At 62.7% G+C, this 16,448-nt stretch carries 13 protein-coding genes; 9 read left to right on the top strand and 4 right to left on the bottom strand.

Annotation, left to right across the window (positions count from 1 at the left end):
* The first annotated feature begins 4 nt into the window (after positions 1 to 4).
* Together ABT24_RS00315 and ABT24_RS00310 are read left to right on the top strand one after the other, a co-directional pair.
* Complete coding sequence (locus ABT24_RS00315) at positions 5 to 682, top strand: zinc ribbon domain-containing protein (protein WP_276727808.1); 678 nt, start codon at positions 5 to 7, stop codon at positions 680 to 682.
* A gap of 28 nt (positions 683 to 710) precedes the next feature.
* Positions 711 to 3,011 carry a patatin-like phospholipase family protein gene (locus ABT24_RS00310; protein WP_276727811.1) on the top strand — a complete coding sequence of 767 codons (2,301 nt, stop codon included), beginning with the start codon at positions 711 to 713 and terminating at the stop codon, positions 3,009 to 3,011.
* Here ABT24_RS00310 and yihA read toward each other — a convergent pair.
* Positions 2,992 to 3,684 (bottom strand): ribosome biogenesis GTP-binding protein YihA/YsxC, encoded by a 693-nt coding sequence (gene yihA / locus ABT24_RS00305; protein ID WP_013104903.1) that lies wholly within the window; start codon positions 3,682 to 3,684, stop codon positions 2,992 to 2,994. The genes ABT24_RS00310 and yihA overlap by 20 nt on opposite strands.
* A 216-nt stretch (positions 3,685 to 3,900) precedes the next feature.
* On the opposite strand from yihA, the gene ABT24_RS00300 reads away from it, so the two are divergent.
* The 5 genes from ABT24_RS00300 to msrQ all read left to right on the top strand — a co-directional run bounded on the left by ABT24_RS00300 (position 3,901) and on the right by msrQ (position 10,728).
* Complete coding sequence (locus ABT24_RS00300) at positions 3,901 to 4,617, top strand: c-type cytochrome (RefSeq protein WP_276727815.1); 717 nt, start codon at positions 3,901 to 3,903, stop codon at positions 4,615 to 4,617.
* A gap of 414 nt (positions 4,618 to 5,031) precedes the next feature.
* Positions 5,032 to 7,251 carry a cytochrome c biogenesis protein ResB gene (locus ABT24_RS00295; RefSeq protein ID WP_276727818.1) on the top strand — a complete coding sequence of 740 codons (2,220 nt, stop codon included), beginning with the start codon at positions 5,032 to 5,034 and terminating at the stop codon, positions 7,249 to 7,251.
* Between the two features lie 112 nt (positions 7,252 to 7,363).
* Entirely contained in the window at positions 7,364 to 8,728 is a 1,365-nt protein-coding gene (gene ccsB, locus ABT24_RS00290; RefSeq protein ID WP_049774714.1) for a c-type cytochrome biogenesis protein CcsB, read from the top strand.
* A gap of 222 nt (positions 8,729 to 8,950) precedes the next feature.
* Entirely contained in the window at positions 8,951 to 9,967 is a 1,017-nt protein-coding gene (msrP, locus tag ABT24_RS00285) for a protein-methionine-sulfoxide reductase catalytic subunit MsrP (protein WP_276727822.1), read from the top strand.
* A 5-nt stretch (positions 9,968 to 9,972) separates the two neighbouring features.
* Complete coding sequence (gene msrQ, locus ABT24_RS00280; protein WP_276727825.1) at positions 9,973 to 10,728, top strand: protein-methionine-sulfoxide reductase heme-binding subunit MsrQ; 756 nt, start codon at positions 9,973 to 9,975, stop codon at positions 10,726 to 10,728.
* On the opposite strand, the gene lysA is transcribed toward msrQ, so the two are convergent.
* Together lysA and lptM are read right to left on the bottom strand one after the other, a co-directional pair.
* Positions 10,701 to 11,993 carry a diaminopimelate decarboxylase gene (gene lysA / locus ABT24_RS00275; RefSeq protein ID WP_276727828.1) on the bottom strand — a complete coding sequence of 431 codons (1,293 nt, stop codon included), beginning with the start codon at positions 11,991 to 11,993 and terminating at the stop codon, positions 10,701 to 10,703. The two genes, msrQ and lysA, sit on opposite strands and share 28 nt — an antisense overlap.
* Positions 11,994 to 12,061: 68 nt before the next feature.
* Positions 12,062 to 12,220 carry an LPS translocon maturation chaperone LptM gene (gene lptM, locus ABT24_RS00270; RefSeq protein ID WP_156054476.1) on the bottom strand — a complete coding sequence of 53 codons (159 nt, stop codon included), beginning with the start codon at positions 12,218 to 12,220 and terminating at the stop codon, positions 12,062 to 12,064.
* 25 nt (positions 12,221 to 12,245) lie between these two features.
* Here lptM and cyaY point away from each other — a divergent pair, with 25 nt between their 5' ends.
* Positions 12,246 to 12,572: an iron donor protein CyaY gene (cyaY, locus tag ABT24_RS00265; protein ID WP_276727831.1), complete on the top strand. Its 327-nt coding sequence runs from the start codon at positions 12,246 to 12,248 to the stop codon at positions 12,570 to 12,572.
* A 12-nt stretch (positions 12,573 to 12,584) separates the two neighbouring features.
* Here cyaY and ABT24_RS00260 read toward each other — a convergent pair whose 3' ends face one another.
* Positions 12,585 to 14,954, bottom strand: coding sequence for a penicillin-binding protein 1A (locus ABT24_RS00260; RefSeq protein WP_276727834.1), 2,370 nt, complete (start codon positions 14,952 to 14,954; stop codon positions 12,585 to 12,587).
* Positions 14,955 to 15,350: 396 nt separating this feature from the next.
* Here ABT24_RS00260 and ABT24_RS00255 point away from each other — a divergent pair, with 396 nt between their 5' ends.
* On the top strand, positions 15,351 to 16,430 hold the full coding sequence (locus ABT24_RS00255) for a pilus assembly protein PilM (protein ID WP_013104913.1): 1,080 nt from the start codon (positions 15,351 to 15,353) through the stop codon (positions 16,428 to 16,430).
* Positions 16,431 to 16,448: the final 18 nt, after the last annotated feature.

The following is a 16,448-nucleotide window of genomic DNA, read 5'->3' as shown; positions in this document are numbered from 1 at the left end:
TGCCATGAGTTACGAATTTTCCGACCGAAGTCAGGCGCTGAATCTGCCCAACCCCTACCGCATCGAAAATCTGTTTCTCTATTTAGCCGCAGCGGCGCTGTTGGGGGCGGGGCTGAGCGTGGCGGCGGTGTATGCGCTGTGGGGGGGCTACGACTTTCGTTCCACCGTGATCTGGGTCGATATTCAGGGCAGCTATGAATCGGCGCGCATGGAAATGGGCAATGTGCTGGCCGATCGGCTCAAGACGGAAAAAGACGTCATCAACATCGAGGCCATGACCTTGCGGGTCTGGGCGTCAGAGATCGACACCGTGCTGTTCGAGCGCACCGGCCCGCGACAGGTGCTGGCCATGCGCGGGCTGCCCGACGTGGCGCGTGGCATGGCGGGCGAGTTGCGCGGCTTTGGCCAGGAGCGCCCCACCTTGATCGCGCCGCAGTCCAGCCTCGATGCGGAGCGCGCGGCGCATATCGGGAAGTTCAATCAGTTGCTCGGCGGCGGCGCGGAGTCGGCCGCGGTGCTGCCCGCGGCGACCGCCCAGGCCCTGGGGCTGATGCCCGCCGCGCAGGCCGCCGAATCTGCCTCGACGACGCCGTCGCTGAAAGGGCGGTTCTGTTCGCAATGTGGCACACAGACGGCTCCGGAAGATCGGTTTTGCGGCTCTTGCGGAAACGCTTTGGCCTGAGTGCCAGGTAAGGGCCGAGAAAGTTCGCATGCGGCAATTTCCGGGCTACAGGCGGATTCGGGGCGCGGCGGCTGCGTGCCTGATCGGGGTGCTGGTCGTCGGCGGCTTGTCGCTGCTGCCTGCCGCCGCTCAAACACCTTCCGCGCCCGCGCTTGCCCCTGCACCCGCCCCCATCGTCGTGCCCGGCAAGACCTGTCTCGTGCTCTCGGGTGGCGGGGCGCGGGGGCTGGCGCACATCGGCGCGCTACAAGCTTTGCAGCAACTGCGCGTGCCGATCGACTGCATCGCGGGCACCAGCATGGGCGCCATCATCGGCGGGCTGTATGCAGAGGGCGTGTCGGTGGATGTGCTGCGCAGTCAGGTTTCGGGCATGGACTGGGCCAGCGTGCTCTCCAGTCGCCCGGCGCGCGAAGGGCTGGCCTTCCGCCGCAAACGGGCCGACGAGCAAATGCCCGGCGGCATCGAGTTCGGGTTGAGCGATCACGGACAGGTGCAGTTTCCCAACGCGGCGGTCAACACCACCCAGCTTGAGCAGGTGCTGACCAACCTCACCCTGCCCGCGCTGACCGTGCGCGATTTCAACGATCTGCCGATTCCCTTCCGCGCCGTGGCGACCAATATGGTGACGGGCAAGAAGGTCATCCTGCAGCAGGGCGTGCTGGCCACGGCGCTGCGCGCGAGCATGTCGGTGCCGGGGGTGTTTCCGCCCACCGAGTTTGGCGGTGCCTTGCTGGGCGATGGCGGACTGGTGGACAACTTGCCGGTGGATGTGGCGCGCGACATGGGGGCGCAGCATGTGGTGGCGATCAATATCGGCACGCCGCTGGCGTCGCGCGAGTCGCTCGACAACATCGTCGGGCTGACCTCGCAGATGATCAATATTCTGATCGAGCAGAACATCCGCGCACAGATCGCCACGCTCAAGCCGGGCGACGTGCTCATCTCGCCCGACCTCGGCGACCTGTCCTCGCTCGATTTTCAGGCGGGCGACCGCGCCATCAAAATCGGCTATGACGCGGTGATGGCCGCCCGCGCGCAGCTCGAACCGCTGGCCTTGCCGCCCGCGCAGTACGCGCAGTGGCGCGACGCCTTCGCCCGCCGGGCGCAGTCGCTGGTGGCACAGTTGCAGTTCAACGCGCCGCTGGCCGGGGTGGAAGTGCGCGGGCTGTCTGCGGGCATCGATCAAACCTTGAAAGCCCGGCTGGAGCAAAAGCCCGGCGAGCCGCTGCAGTTCGACAAAGTGCGCACCGATGTCGATCGTCTCTTCGGCAGCGGCGATTTTTCGCGGGTGGATTACCGCCTGGTCTCCGGTCGGCGCGGACAGGTGCTCGAATATCGCCTGCAGGACAAGCCCTGGGGCCCCAACTATCTGCGCTTCGGGCTCGGGCTCTATACCGATCTGCGCAACCAGTCGCGGTTTTCGCTGCAGCTCTCGCAGCGGCGGCCCTGGCTCAACAGTCTGGGCGGCGAGTGGCGCAACGATCTGCAGATCGGCTGGCGCAACCGCTGGATGTCCGAGCTATATCAGCCCATCACGCGCGGCGGCTGGCTGTTCGTCTCACCTTATCTCGATCTGGACGCGCGGCCCGTCGATGTGTATTCCGGCAACAACCCCGTGCTGCGCTACCGTCTCACCACGCAGCGCGTGGGCCTCGATCTGGGCGTGCCCCTGGGCGACTACGGCGAATTGCGCGCCGGTCTGAGCCGGGCGAACATCTACGGCACCTATTTGCTCGGGGCGCCACCGCTGAACAACAGCAGCGCCCTGCTGCGCGAAGGCGGCATGCGGCTGCTGGTGCTGGCCGACCGGCTCGATCATGCCTACTTTCCCCGCAAAGGCTGGAGCGGGCGGGGCGAGCTGTTTTTCGCCCGCACCGCGCTGGGCAGCGATGCCAATTACGACCGCATCGACCTCTCCGGGCAGGACGTCGCCAGCTTCGGGCGGCACACCGTGGAGGTGGCGGCCCGGGTGGCCAGCTTCCGCGACCGTGCCGGGCTGCTCAATCTCGACTACCTATCGCTCGGCGGCTTCGACGCGCTGGGCGGCTATCGCGAGGGCCAACTCATCGGCAACTACCTGATCTATGGCCGCATTGGCTATCGCTACGAACTGGTCACGCCCGGATTGTTTGGCGGCGCCGCCTATCTTGGTCTGGCCTACGAGCGCGGCAACACCTGGGCGCAGCGCGCGCAGGTCAGCCTGAGCGATCTGCGTTCGAGCACCAGTGTGTATCTCGGCACCGATACGCCGCTGGGCCCGGTGTATTTCGGCCTGGGCAAGGCGCCAGGGCAGAAAGTCAACTTCTATCTCACTCTGGGTCGTCCGTGAGCTCGCTCGCCGCGCCGGACTCCCGCTCGGATTCGGAACCTTCTGTCGGCCTCGCAGCCTCCTCCAGCCAGCTTTCAATGAGTTGTGACGCCGATTCAACGCCCGACAGCTTGGTGGCTGAAAACAGTTGCAGCGAAATCGGCGCCGTCATGCCCACCGCTTGTGCGTGCTGCGCGAGTTGATCGCGTGCCGCCTGCGCGGCGCGCTGTCCCTCCTGGCGGTTGAGCTTGTCGGCCTTGGTCAGCAGCACATGCAGCGGCACGCTGGCCGGGGCCATGAAAGCCAGCAGGCTCAGATCGGTTTCGGTCAGCCCCAGGCGCGAATCGGCCAGCAGAATCAGCCCGACCAGCGGCCCGCGCTCGGCCAGATACTGGGCGAGAAACAATTGCCAGCGCTTTTTGTCGGTTTTGGCCACCGCCGCATAGCCGTAGCCCGGCAGATCGACCAGCAATCCGCTGGGTGAGTCTTTAGGGCCGACGGCGAAAAAATTGATGTGCTGGGTACGGCCGGGCGTTTTGGAGGCGAACGCCAGTTGCCGCTGCTGGCACAGGGTGTTGATCGCCGTGGATTTGCCCGCGTTGGAGCGGCCGACAAAAGCGATTTCGGGCAGCCCGGTAACGGGCAGATTCTCCATCGAAGAACTCGTCACCATAAAGCGCGCACTGTGGAGCAAGGGGCTGAAACGCACCTGCGGGGGGGTTGACCTGCTGGAATTCCCTATATTCGCCATAACTTATGTATCGGTAGGATGCGCCATCTTGTGCAAACAGGCTGGCCGGGTGCAGCAAAGGGCTGCGCTCTCGCCGGTGTCCGAGCCGCGCGGCGCAGTGCATTGTCGCTGTTTGTCACTGTTAGTCCGGCGCGGGCGAATTTCTGATGGATCGCTTTCATGCCTACCCCTTCGGTTGCAGTGCGCGTTGTCTTGACTCTTGCCGGCCTGTCGCTGGCGTCTGCTCCATCGTGGGGCGCAGACGCCCCGGCGGCTACGGCGTCCAGTGTCAGCGAAACTTCCTTTCCCGCGCCCACGCCGGCGCAGCTTCAGGCGGGCGCCAAGGTGGCGCAGACCTGCGCTGCCTGCCACGGCATCGACGGCAACGCTACTTCGACCGAATTTCCCAAACTGGCCGGGCAGCATGCCGACTATCTGGTCAAGCAGCTGCACGACTATCGCATCGCCAAGGGCGCCAAACACCCGGCGCGGGTCAACGCCATCATGAATGGCATGGCGGCAACGCTGACCGACGCGCAAATCCGAGATGTCGCGCTGTATTACAGCCGCCAGACCTTCAAGCCCGGGGTGGCCTTTGCCGACAAAAAAGAGTTGAAACTCGGCCAGGCGATCTGGATGGCGGGCATTCCCGACCGGGCCGTACCGGCGTGCGTATCGTGCCACGGCCCGGGCGGCGCGGGCATGCCTTCGCGCTATCCGCGTATCGGCGGGCAGTGGCTGGGTTATCTGGAAACCGAACTGCAGATGTTCCGTAACGACCGCCGCACCAACAGCCCGGAAATGCACGATATCGCCTCTCGCATGACCGACAAGCAGATCACCGCCGTGGCCGAGTATGCGGCTGGCTTGCGCGCTCCGTCCGAGTTGCCGCGCTGAATCGGGCCGCGCCACCAGCCGAAAGGCGACCGATACGCTCTGTTACCGGAACTTTCGCCCGCCGGGCATGCTCTGTCCTACGGCGAGACCAAGGGTGAGAGTAGGGGGTCTGATGGTTTGGGCCGGGCTGAGTTGAAATGATCCGGAACGAACAGCTGTTCGTTCAGCCGAAAACCACGCTCTCTCCGGTTCGGCGCATGACACCTCTGGCCTGTGGGATATCAAATTTGAGGTTTTTCCGTTTTGTTATATTGGTTCGTTGATCTTTTCAAGCTATTGCCTCTGTCACACCTGTCTTCGATGCTGTCCACCTACCCTTTTGCGGCGTGCCGCAGGGCGGTCTGATTGATCGAAGTCTGGCCTACCGATTTCCCATCGTTCGCTCCTCGTTCGCTGCGCCAAGTTTCCCACCGTATGTCTGCCACCCCATCGCCAGTTCCCAACACCACTCTGAGTACCTCCGGCTGGGAGCTGCAGCACGGCTCACGCGCCTGGCGCGCCTTTGTCGAACTGCTTTCGTCGATGCGCTTCGCCATTGCGCTGCTGGTGATCGTCGCCGTCGCCAGCATCATCGGCACGGTGCTCACCCAGGGACAGCCCTACAACAATTACATCAACCAGTTCGGGCCGTTCTGGGCGGAAGTGTTCCGCAAGTTCGAGCTATATAACGTCTATTCCTCCTGGTGGTTCCTGCTGATCCTGACCTTTCTGGTGGTGTCCACCAGCCTGTGCCTGATCCGCAATACGCCCAAGATCATCACCGATCTGAAGACCTATAAAGAGGGGATGCGCGAGCAGAGCATGCGCCACTTCCACGAGCGTGGCGAAACCACGTTCACCGATGGCCGCGCGGCCACCGTGGCGCATTTGACGGGCGTCATGAAGAGCCACGGCTACAAGTTCAAGGTGCAGGAGCGTCCTGCGGCGCAGGAGGGCGGTGCGGGCGCCACCATGATCGCTGCGAAGACCGGAGGCATCAACCGCATTGGTTATGTGCTGGCGCATGCCGCATTCGTGCTGATCTGCGTAGGTGCGCTGTTCGATGGCGACATGATGATCAAGGCGCAGATGTGGATGTTCGGCAAAGAGCCGCTCAAGGCCAATATGCTGTTGTCGCAGGTGCCCGAGATCAACAAGCTGTCGGTGCACAACCCGACCTTTCGCGGCAATCTGCAGATTCCCGATGGCGGCGAATCGAATATGGCGGTGCTCAGCATGGGCGACGGCGTGTTGCTGCAGCCGCTGCCGTTCAACATCCATTTGAAAAAGTTCAACATCGACTTCTATTCCACCGGCATGCCGCGCTTGTTCGCCAGCGATGTGGTGATCACCGATCCCCGCTCGGGCAAGAGCTTTCCGGCGAAGATCGAGGTCAACCATCCGTTGACGTATGACGGCGTCACCATCTTCCAGTCGGGCTTCGCCGATGGCGGATCTGAACTGTTCCTCAAGGCCTGGCCGATGCACGGCCCCAGCGACAAGACCTTCGATCTGACCGGCACCGTGGGCTCGGATCGCCAGCTCAGCAATGGGGCGCAGAGCATGCAGGTCGAGTTCACCGAACTGCGAATCTTCAACGTGCAGGACATGAGCCCGGCGCAGATGACCGGCGTCAAACCCAAGGAGCAATCCTTCATGTCCGGCTTCGATCGGCACCTGGGCGCACCTGTGGCTGCGCCGGGTGAGCGGCATCTGCAGAACATCGGCCCCGCAGTGATCTATAAGATTCGCGATGCTTCGGGTCAGGCGCACGAGTATTTCAACTACATGTTGCCGGTTGAGCTCAATGGCGAAAAGGTGTTCCTCGCCGGGGAGCGCGGTTCGCTCGACGCGGGTTACAAATATTTGCGCATACCGGCCGACAGCAATGATTCCATCGACGGCTGGATGCGGTTCCGCGCCGCCTTGTTCAACTCGAAAGATCGTCAGGAGGCCGCAGCCCAGTACGTCGCCGCCTCTTTGCCGCCAGACGCGACTGCCGAGCTGAAAAATCAACTCCTGGTAACCGCCTCGCGCACGCTGGATATTTTTGCGGGTGAAATTCCTAACGATCCCAAAACCGGCAAGCCGGTGGTTCAGGCGCCCGGCGGCCTGCCCGCGCTGGCGCAGTATCTCGAAGCCGCCGTGCCGCAAGACAAGCAGCAGCAGGCCTCCGACGTGTTCGTGCGCATTCTGAACGGCACGCTGTGGCAGCTCTGGCAGATCAGCCGCGAAAATCATGGAGAAAAGCCGGTCACTCAAGACCCGGCGCATGAAAAATTCTTCGACTCGGCCGTACTCGCCCTGTCCGACACCTTTTTCTATCCGTCGCCGCTCTATCTGCAGATGACCAATTACAAGCAGATCCAGGCCAGCATCTTCCAGGTGGCGCGCGCCCCTGGCAAGGTTGTGGTCTATACCGGCGCGGTCTTGCTCATTCTCGGCGTATTTGCCATGCTTTACATCCGTGAACGCCGCGTCTGGTTTTTGGTGAAAGACCGGGAAGACGGCGGCAGCGACACCCTCATGGCCATGAGCACCAACCGTCGCACCATGGAATACAAGAAGGAATTTGAAACACTGCGCACAGCCAGTCTGGGCGTAGCATCACCCGACCCGGCGAAAGCACAATCGCCGGACACTGCCTCGACCTGAATAGGGACCCGCCATGGAACTTGCCAGCAAATCCCATAGCTTGCCACTGAACTCCAAGAGTTCGGAACCTCCGCGCCAGAACGGCATCGGTGCTTACTTGCGCCGACGCACCATGTATGACTGGATTTTTCTACTGCTCATCGCCGGTGGTGATGCGTATGTGCTGAGCCAGTACGGCCAGAACATGAACTATTACGTCAAGCTCATTTTCCTGGGAGCGACGACGACGTTGATGTTCCTCGGCTGGGGGTGGACGGCCATCAAGAATTTGGCGCTTGTCGTCACGGGCCTGTCGCTCTTCGGCATCTGGCTGTATCAGGGGCCGGATGGGCACGCCGTGCTGGCGCGCAGTGAACAGGTGTTTTTCCTCAAGTACTTCCTCGCCAGCCAGTCTGCGATTCTGTGGATGGCGTTCCTGATGTTCCTGAGCACCGCAGCCTACTGGTTCGGCATGTTCACCGGCCCGGCGCAGAATACCGCAGCAGGCATGGCGCTGGCCGGCGGAGGCGGGGCGATGGTTGGCGGCGGCGACGGCATGGTGCGCGACGCCAAGGGCTGGCAGTCCAATTTCTCGCAGTACTTCGGTTCGCGTCTGGCCTGGGTGGGCATCACCATGGCGCTGGTCGGCACCATGATGCGCTGGTATGAGAGCTATCAGATCGGGCCGGACATCGGCCACATCCCGCTGTCGAATCTGTATGAAGTGTTCGTGCTGTTCTCCTGGCTGACCACCATTCTGTATCTGTATTTCGAGCAGAAATACAAGACCCGCAGTATGGGCGCCTTCGCCATGCTGGTGGTCAGCGCCGCGGTGGGCTTCCTGCTGTGGTACAGCATGGTGCAAAACGCCTACGAAATTCAGCCGCTGGTGCCTGCGCTGCAAAGCTGGTGGATGAAGTTGCACGTCCCGGCGAACTTCATCGGTTACGGCACCTTCGCCATCGCGGCCATGGTCGGCTTCGCTTACCTCATCAAGACCCATGCCAATGAGACTTCCTTGTGGAAGCTCACGCCGCTGTGGCTGATCGGCTTTGTGATGTTCTTCGAGCCGCTGGTGTTCCGTCAGGGCGGCATCTCCGAGTACTGGGGCGTGTTCGCCGGTGTCTCGGCGCTGATCGTGGCCGGTATTTTGTATGGCCGTCGTCGCATCGCCTCGCATCTGCCCTCGCTGGAAGTGATGGATGACGTGATGTATAAGTCCATCGCCATCGGCTTCACCTTTTTCACCATCGCCACCATTCTGGGCGCCCTGTGGGCCGCCGAGGCCTGGGGCGGCTACTGGAGCTGGGACCCGAAGGAAACCTGGGCGCTGATCGTCTGGCTGAACTACGCCGCATGGCTGCACATGCGCCTCATCAAGGGTCTGCGCGGTCAGGTTGCCGCGTGGTGGGCGCTGACCGGCCTGCTGGTCACCACCTTCGCCTTCCTCGGCGTGAACATGTTCCTCTCGGGCCTGCATTCCTACGGCAAGCTGTGAGATGAACTAGCGACGTAAAAAAGGCCCTTCGGGGCCTTTTTTATTGGAAGTAGCCATGAAGAAAGACCTTCTTCACACCCCAATCCCCTCAGAGCAGGCGGGGATGGGCTCGCACTGTAAGGCTCGGCGTGTTGCAGCGACTACCCGCTGTCGCGATGGAATAAGGTCGCCCGATCTGCCGTCTATCGACCGGCATACCAGCCCGCCGCACAGGAGCGCATCATGAGCAAGCGTCAAGACCAAGGTTTCGAACACCCGCATTCTTCGGAAATCACGCCGAAAGAAGTCTATAAGGATCGTCGGCACTTTCTCGCGGCGGCCGGAGTCGGCGCCGCGGCAGGCGTGGCGGCGCTCACTGCACATCGTGCGCAGGCGACCGCAACACCTGTGCACGGCGGCCTGCCCGCACCGGGCAAGTTGCCTGCGCTGGCCGCGCAAAAAAACACCGCCCTGTCCACCACGCAGGCGACGACGCCTTACAAGGACGTCACGACCTACAACAATTTCTACGAATTCGGTACGAGCAAGAGCGATCCGTCCCAGAATGCCGGCAGTCTGACCACCCGGCCGTGGACCGTGGTGGTGGAGGGCGAGGTGCACAAGCCGCGCACCTTCGGCATCGACGATCTGCTCAAGCTCGCGCCGATGGAAGAGCGCATCTACCGCCATCGTTGCGTCGAGGGTTGGGCGATGGTGGTGCCTTGGCTGGGCTATTCGCTCTCCAACCTGCTCAAGGCCGTCGAGCCCACGGGCAACGCCAAGTATGTGGAATACATCACCTTGCTCGACCCGGCGGAGATGCCGGGACAGAACGACCCCATTCTGCAATGGCCGTATCTCGAAGGGCTGCGCATGGACGAGGCCATGCACCCGCTCACCCTGCTCACGTTTGGCCTTTATGGCGAAGTGCTGCCCAATCAGGACGGCGCGCCGATGCGCATGGTCATTCCCTGGAAATACGGGTTCAAGGGCGGCAAGTCCATCGTCAAGATTCGGCTGGTGGAAAAACAGCCCGTCACTTCATGGATGCGAGCCGTGCCGCAGTGGTACGGGTTCTACTCCAACGTCAACCCCGACGTGAGCCCGCAGAACTGGAGCCAGGCCAATGAACGCATGATCGGCCAGGGCGGCGCCTTCGGCGGCTTGTTCGCGCCGCGCATTCCCACGCAACTGTTCAACGGCTATGGCGCGCAGGTCGCCAGCCTGTATCAGGGCATGAATCTGAAAAAGTTTTTCTGAGCGCTATGACTGCCGCGTCGTCGCTCTCTCTGCCACGCCAGGTCTTGCGCAGCCGAGCGGTCAAACCGCTGTTGTTCGTGCTGTGTCTGCTGCCTTTCGCCGGTTTGTTCTGGCGTGGCTGGACCAACGATCTGGGGCCCAACCCGGAACAGACCGTGATCTGGACCACCGGCCTTTGGGCGCTGCGACTGCTGCTGATCACCCTGTCGGTCACGCCCTTGCGCAAGCTCACCGGATGGGCCGAGCTGGCGCGCTTTCGGCGGATGTTCGGTTTGTTCGTGTTTTTCTACGCGCTGCTGCACTTCACCGCGTGGCTGGGGCTGGTCAACGGTTTCAGCGTTGACATGGCCTTGCGCGATGTGGTCAAACATCCCTTTGTGCTCGCCGGAATGACCGCCTTATTGCTGATGACCCCGCTGGCGCTGACCTCCACCAACGGCATGATCCGCCGTCTCGGCGCCCGCCGCTGGCAGGCCTTGCACCGTCTCGTTTATGGGGTCGGTGTGGTGGCGGTGTTCCACTTCTGGTGGGGCAAGCTGGCGAAGAACAATACCGCCAGCCCCACGGTCTATGCGCTGATTCTCGCGCTGCTGCTGGGGCTGCGGCTGTGGTGGGCCTGGCGGGCGGCGCTGGCCCGACGCACTCAACTGCACCGCGCAAGAGCTGTCGATGATCAGAGCAACGATCCGACCGGAAAACAGGTCGGCAATCAGGTCGGCAAGCAGGTCACTAATCAGGGCAAGAGCCGTTCGCTGGCGTAGAGTTGTTCGGGCGTTTCGCGCGGGCGAATCAGCGTGGCGGTGGCGCCGTCGATCATGACTTCGGCAGGTCGGCCGCGGCTGTTGTAGTTGGACGCCATCACCATGCCGTAGGCGCCGCTCGACAAAATGGCCAGCAGATCGCCTTCCGCCAGCACCAGCGCGCGGTCGCGCGCCAGCCAGTCGGCCGATTCGCACACCGGGCCGACGATGTCGTATTTCAAGGCGCTGCCTTCCCTTTGCTCGGTAGGGACGACGGCCTGCTCGGCCGAGTAAAGCGCGGGGCGGATCAGATCGTTCATGCCAGCATCGACCACGGCAAAGTGCTTGACCGGGGTGGATTTGAGAAACAGGGTGCGCGTGAGCAGCACGCCGGCATTGCCGACGATGGAACGACCGGGCTCGATCACGATGGTGCGATGACCGAAACCGCGCGCCGAGATGCGCGCTAGCAGCGGGCTCAGCCACTCCTGCGGCGTTGGCGGGGTTTCGTCGGTGTAGCGGATGCCCAGACCGCCGCCGAGATCAATGTGCTCGATTTTCGCGCCCTTTCGCTCCATCTGCTCCACCAGATCGAGCACCTTGTCCAGCGCGTCCAGATAGGGTTCGACGGTCGTGATCTGCGAGCCGATGTGGCAGGCGATGCCCACCAGTTGCACTTGCTCGAACTGCGCAGTCTGCAGCGCAAGTTGCGCAGCCTGATCTTGCGAGATGCCGAATTTGTTGGTTTTCAGGCCCGTGGAAATATAGGGATGCGTACCGGCGTCGACGTCCGGGTTGACGCGCAGCGCCACACGCGCGACTTTGCCCGCGGCCTGTGCGACCCAGTTGAGCGCGGCCAACTCGCTGGGCGACTCGACGTTGAAGCACTCCACGCCGACATCGAGCGCAAAGCGCATATCGTCGGCCGACTTGCCCACGCCGGAAAACACCACCTTGCCCGCTTCGCCCCCTGCAGCCAATACCCGTTTGAGTTCACCCGCCGAAACGATGTCGAAGCCCCAGCCCAGGCGCGCGAGCAGCTGCAGCACCGCCAGGTTGGAGTTCGCCTTCACCGCGTAACGCAGGGCGACATGCACCGAGCTGGCCTGCGCCGCTTGGCTATAGCGTTGCGCCGCCTCTTCGATCGAGGCGCGCGAATAGACATAGGTCGGGGTGCCGAATTCAGCCGCCACGGCAGAGGCGGTGACTTGCTCGATCTTCAAGGTCGAGCCGACATAGGCGATGTGGGGATGCCCAGGCAGGGCAGGGAGGAGCAAGGTCTTCATCAAGGCGTCCGAAAAAGGGCGGCAAACAAACGTGGCAAGCAATTGCAGCAAACCGAGGCAGCCAACCCTCAGCGCGGCGCGGCAGAGGCTGAATGCGCTGGGGCGGGCGTGGGCAGGTACAAGGGGCCGGTCTGTCCGCAGCCGCCCAGCAAAACAACCACCCCGAGCGCGGCCATCAGGCGTAGCAGAGGGCGCAGGTGCTGCGGTCGATTAAGCTGTGTGTCCATCGAAAATCAGTGTATCAGCCGCCCCATGTCCGACACGCTCGACGACACCCGTTATCTGCAGATTGCCGAACAGGCCCTGGCCGCCATCGAAGCGGCCGCCGACGCCGCTGACCTCGATTCCAAACGCGACGGCTCCGTGCTGCGGCTGGAACTCGACAGCGGAGATCAGGTCATCATCAACCTGCAGCAGCCCACGCATCAGGTCTGGCTCGCATCGCGCGCCGGAGCGCATCACTTTGTGTGGAGCGGCAGCCATTGGTGCGACACCCGCACCGGCGAAACGCTGGGCGCGGCGCTGCACCGGGTCATGCAGACGCTGGACGCGCCGCCTCTCGATTTGCCCACGCTGTAAGTCCGTCAGCGATCAATTGCCTTTGAACAGGTCGAGGATGGAGTCGCGCTCTTGCCGCGTGACCTCGGGCGGCGGCAGGGGCGCGTCCAGTCCGAGGCTGGCAACCCCGCCGCCATTGGCGAAGTTGCTGTACACCGGCTCGCCGTTTTCCACCACGATGCCCGGCGGTTGCGCATAGCTGGCAACCGGCACGTTCTGCAAAGCCGTCTGCATGTAGCGAATCCAGATCGGCAGGGCCAGCGCACCGCCGGTTTCCTTGTTGCCCAGTTTCTTCGGCGTGTCGTAGCCCACCCAGGCCACGCCCACCAAGCTGGGCTGGAAGCCGCAGAACCAGGCGTCGAGAAAGTCGTTGGTCGTGCCCGTCTTGCCGTAAAGGTCAGGGCGCTTGAGCGTCGCCTGCGCCCGCGCCGCCGTGCCCGAGCGCGTGACCTCCTGCAGCAGACTGTCCATGACGTAGGCGTTGCGCGGCGAAATCACCCGCAGTTTTTCATCGCCCGCTTGCTGCGGCCGATCCTGAAACAGTACCTGCCCTTGGGAATCGGTGATCTTGCTGATCAAAAAAGGTTTGAGCAGATAGCCGCCATTGGCAAACACGCTATACGCACGTGCCATCTGCAAGGGCGTGACCGTGCCCGCGCCCAGCGCCAAGGTGAGGTAGGGCGGCTGGCGGCTGGCCTCGAAGCCAAAACGGGTGCTCCAGGTTTGCGCGAACTTCGGGCCGATGTGGTCGAGCACGCGGATGGCCACCATATTCTTCGACTGCGCCACGGCTCGCCGCAGGCTGATCGGCCCCTCGTATTTGCCGTCATAATTTTTCGGCTCCCACGATTCGCCGCCTGTCTGCGCCGCGGAGAAAAATATCGGCGCGTCGTTGACCACGGTGAGCGGGGTGATGCCTTTTTCCAGCGCGGCCGAGTAAATGAAGGGCTTGAAACTCGATCCCGGTTGGCGCCAGGCCTGGGTGGCGTGATTGAACTTGTTGCGAGCGAAGTCCAGGCCGCCCACCATCGAAACGATGGCACCATTATTCGGGTTCATCGACACGAAGGCCGACTGCACCTGCGGCAGTTGGGTGATGACCCATTGCCCTGGCCCATCCTCCGCCAGCCACACCACCGCGCCGGCGCGCAGCTTGATGGCGGGCTGCGCCTTGTCCGACAGCCCGAGTGCGCGCACCTGCCGCAACCCCGCGCCTGAGACGGTCACGATCTGTCCCGCCTCGGTCATCACTTTCACTTCGGCGGGCTTTGCGCTGAGCACCACGCTGCACACCATGTCGTCGGCTGCGACTCGGTCGGCGCAGGCCTGTTCGATCGCTCCGGGAATCGCGTCCACCGCATTGGGTAGATCGATGAAGGCGTCAGGTCCGCGATACGGCTGGCGCAACTCATAAGACAGTACGCCGCTCTGCACCGAGCGCCAGGCCGCCAGTTGATCGCGCAAGCGTATGGTCGTGTAAACATTCAATCCTCGCGTGTAGGCGGCTTCGTGGTAGCGGTCGAACACCATCTGACGCACCGTCTCCGTGATGTAGCCCGCATGCACATTGTCCTCCGTCTGCGCGGTGCGCAGCGCCAGCGGCTCGTCCCGGGCCTGTTGCGCCTGCGTCGGGGTGATCCAGCGCAGTTGCTGCAAGCGCGCGATCACATGCAACTGACGTTGCCGCGCCCGCTGCGGGTTGCTGATGGGGTTGTAAGTCGAGGGCGCTTTGGGCAGACCTGCTAGCATCGCCATCTGCGCCAGGGAGAGCTGGTCGAGCGGTTTGGCGAAATAAGCCTGCGCGGCCGCGGCAAAACCGTAGGCCTTGCGGCCGAGGAAAATCTGATTCATGTAAAGCTGCAGAATCTGGTCCTTGCTCATCTGCTGCTCGATCTTCAGCGCCAGCAGCACCTCGAACAACTTGCGGGTGAAGGTCTTGTCGCGCGACAGATAAAAATTGCGCGCCACCTGCATGGTGATGGTCGAGGCGCCCTGACTGCGCGAGCGCTCCAGATTCGCCAGCAGCGCGCGAGCCACCCCGGGCCAATCGATGCCGCCGTGCTGATAGAAGCGGTCGTCTTCGGTGGCCAGCACCGCTTTTTTCATCAGATCGGGAATCTGTCCAATGGGCATGAACACCCGGCGCTCCTCGCCAAACTCGCCCAGCAGCGCGTTGTCCGCCGAATACACCCGCAGCGGCAACTGGGGTTGATAGTTCTGCAATTCCGAGATGTCGGGCAGTCGCGGCCAGCTGAGCGCCAGCACCAACCCCACAACCAGCGCGGCCGTGATCAGCAGCCCCAAGACCGTGACCACCAGGCCGATCAGGGCGCGCAGCCACCAGGGAGAGCGAGCGCGCGGGCGCGGCGTCGGAGAGGGCGAAGCGGTAGAGGAAGAACTCATCGAGGCGGGCGGACGCGAAGTTCCGCAGGAGGCTTACGCGGCTTGCGCGCAGTGGAGAAGGAGGCAGCCGCACGACCCACGAGCAAACGCTTGGAGAGGGCGGAAAGAAAATTTTGTTGCAAATTATAAAAATCCCCGCCGTTGTGCCGTAAGAAATCACAAATGCTCACCGCCTAGCCGTCGTGGGAGTTTTGCAACGTTTTTCGGATGGGCCGGGGTTTACACGTTAGTACATCAAGGACTTGTTGGTAGGATCGAAGAAAAAATCTGAGTTCGTAGCGCAAACAAACCGGGGTGCAGGTTGATGCACCAACAGGGGCTGGCACGCATTTCGGTGCACCAAAAGCTGGCCTACGAGCTTGCGCACAATGTTGCAAATCAATCGGGGGGTCTTCAGTGGCCACATTTGGCAGTCTGTTTCGCAAGCGCTATGCGCCAATGATCGGGCTGGATATCAGCAGTTCCAGCGTCAAGCTCGTTGAGCTCGATATGGATGACCGCGGCCAGTACACCTTGCTGCGCGCCGCCATGGAGCCTCTCGAAAAGGGTTCCGTGGTCGATGGCAATATCGAGAAGCTCGACGATGTGGTCGAGGCCGTGCGCAAGGTCGTCCGCAAGAGCGGCACCAAGGCCAAGCAAGTCGCCATGGCCCTGCCGCCGTCGGCCGTCATCACTAAAAAGATTGTTCTTCCGGGCGAGTTGCGCGAAGAAGAAATCGAAGTGCAGGTCGAAAGCGAAGCCAACCAGTACATTCCGTTCGCTATCGATGAGGTGGCGCTCGATTTCAGCGTCCTCGGCCCCAGCAGCACCTCTCCTGGCGACCAGGAGGTGCTCATCGCCGCCTCACGGCGCGAAAAGGTGGATGATCGCCGCGGTATTGCCGAGGCGGCCGGTCTCAAGCCCGTGGTGATGGATATCGAAGCCTTCGCCTCGCGTCTGGCCGCTCAACGTCTGATTGAGCGTCTGCCCCGCGCCGGGCTCGACTTGCTCGTGGCGCTGTTCGAGGTGGGGGCAAGTTCCACCAGCCTGCAGATTCTGCGCAACGGTGAAACCCTCTACGACCGCGATCAGGCCTTCGGTGGTGCGCAGCTCACCCAGATGATCGCCCGCACCTACGGTTTTTCGCTCGAGGAGGCCGAGGCCAAGAAACGCGCCGCCGACCTGCCGGACGACTACGCCACGCAGGTGCTGGCGCCCTATATGGACAGTCTCACGCAGGAAATCGCGCGGGCGCTGCAGTTCTTCTATCGCGCCACGCCGTTTGGCCGGGTCGACTACATCCTGCTGGCCGGCGGCTCGTCGGCCTTGCCCGGTCTGGCGGAAAAAATTACCGCAACGGCTTCGGTGGCCTGCATGGTCATCAACCCGTTCGAGGGCATGGCGGTTGCCGAATCCGTGCGCGAAAAGAAGCTGCGAAGTCAGGCGCCGTCCTATCTGACCTGCTGCGGCTTGGCGATGCGGCGTTTCCTGCAATGACGCAGCAACGGGATCTGT

The organism is Thiomonas sp. SCN 64-16 (assembly GCF_001725585.1).
Taxonomy (GTDB): domain Bacteria; phylum Pseudomonadota; class Gammaproteobacteria; order Burkholderiales; family Burkholderiaceae_C; genus Thiomonas; species Thiomonas arsenitoxydans.
This window is presented reverse-complemented; position numbering and strand designations above follow the sequence as displayed.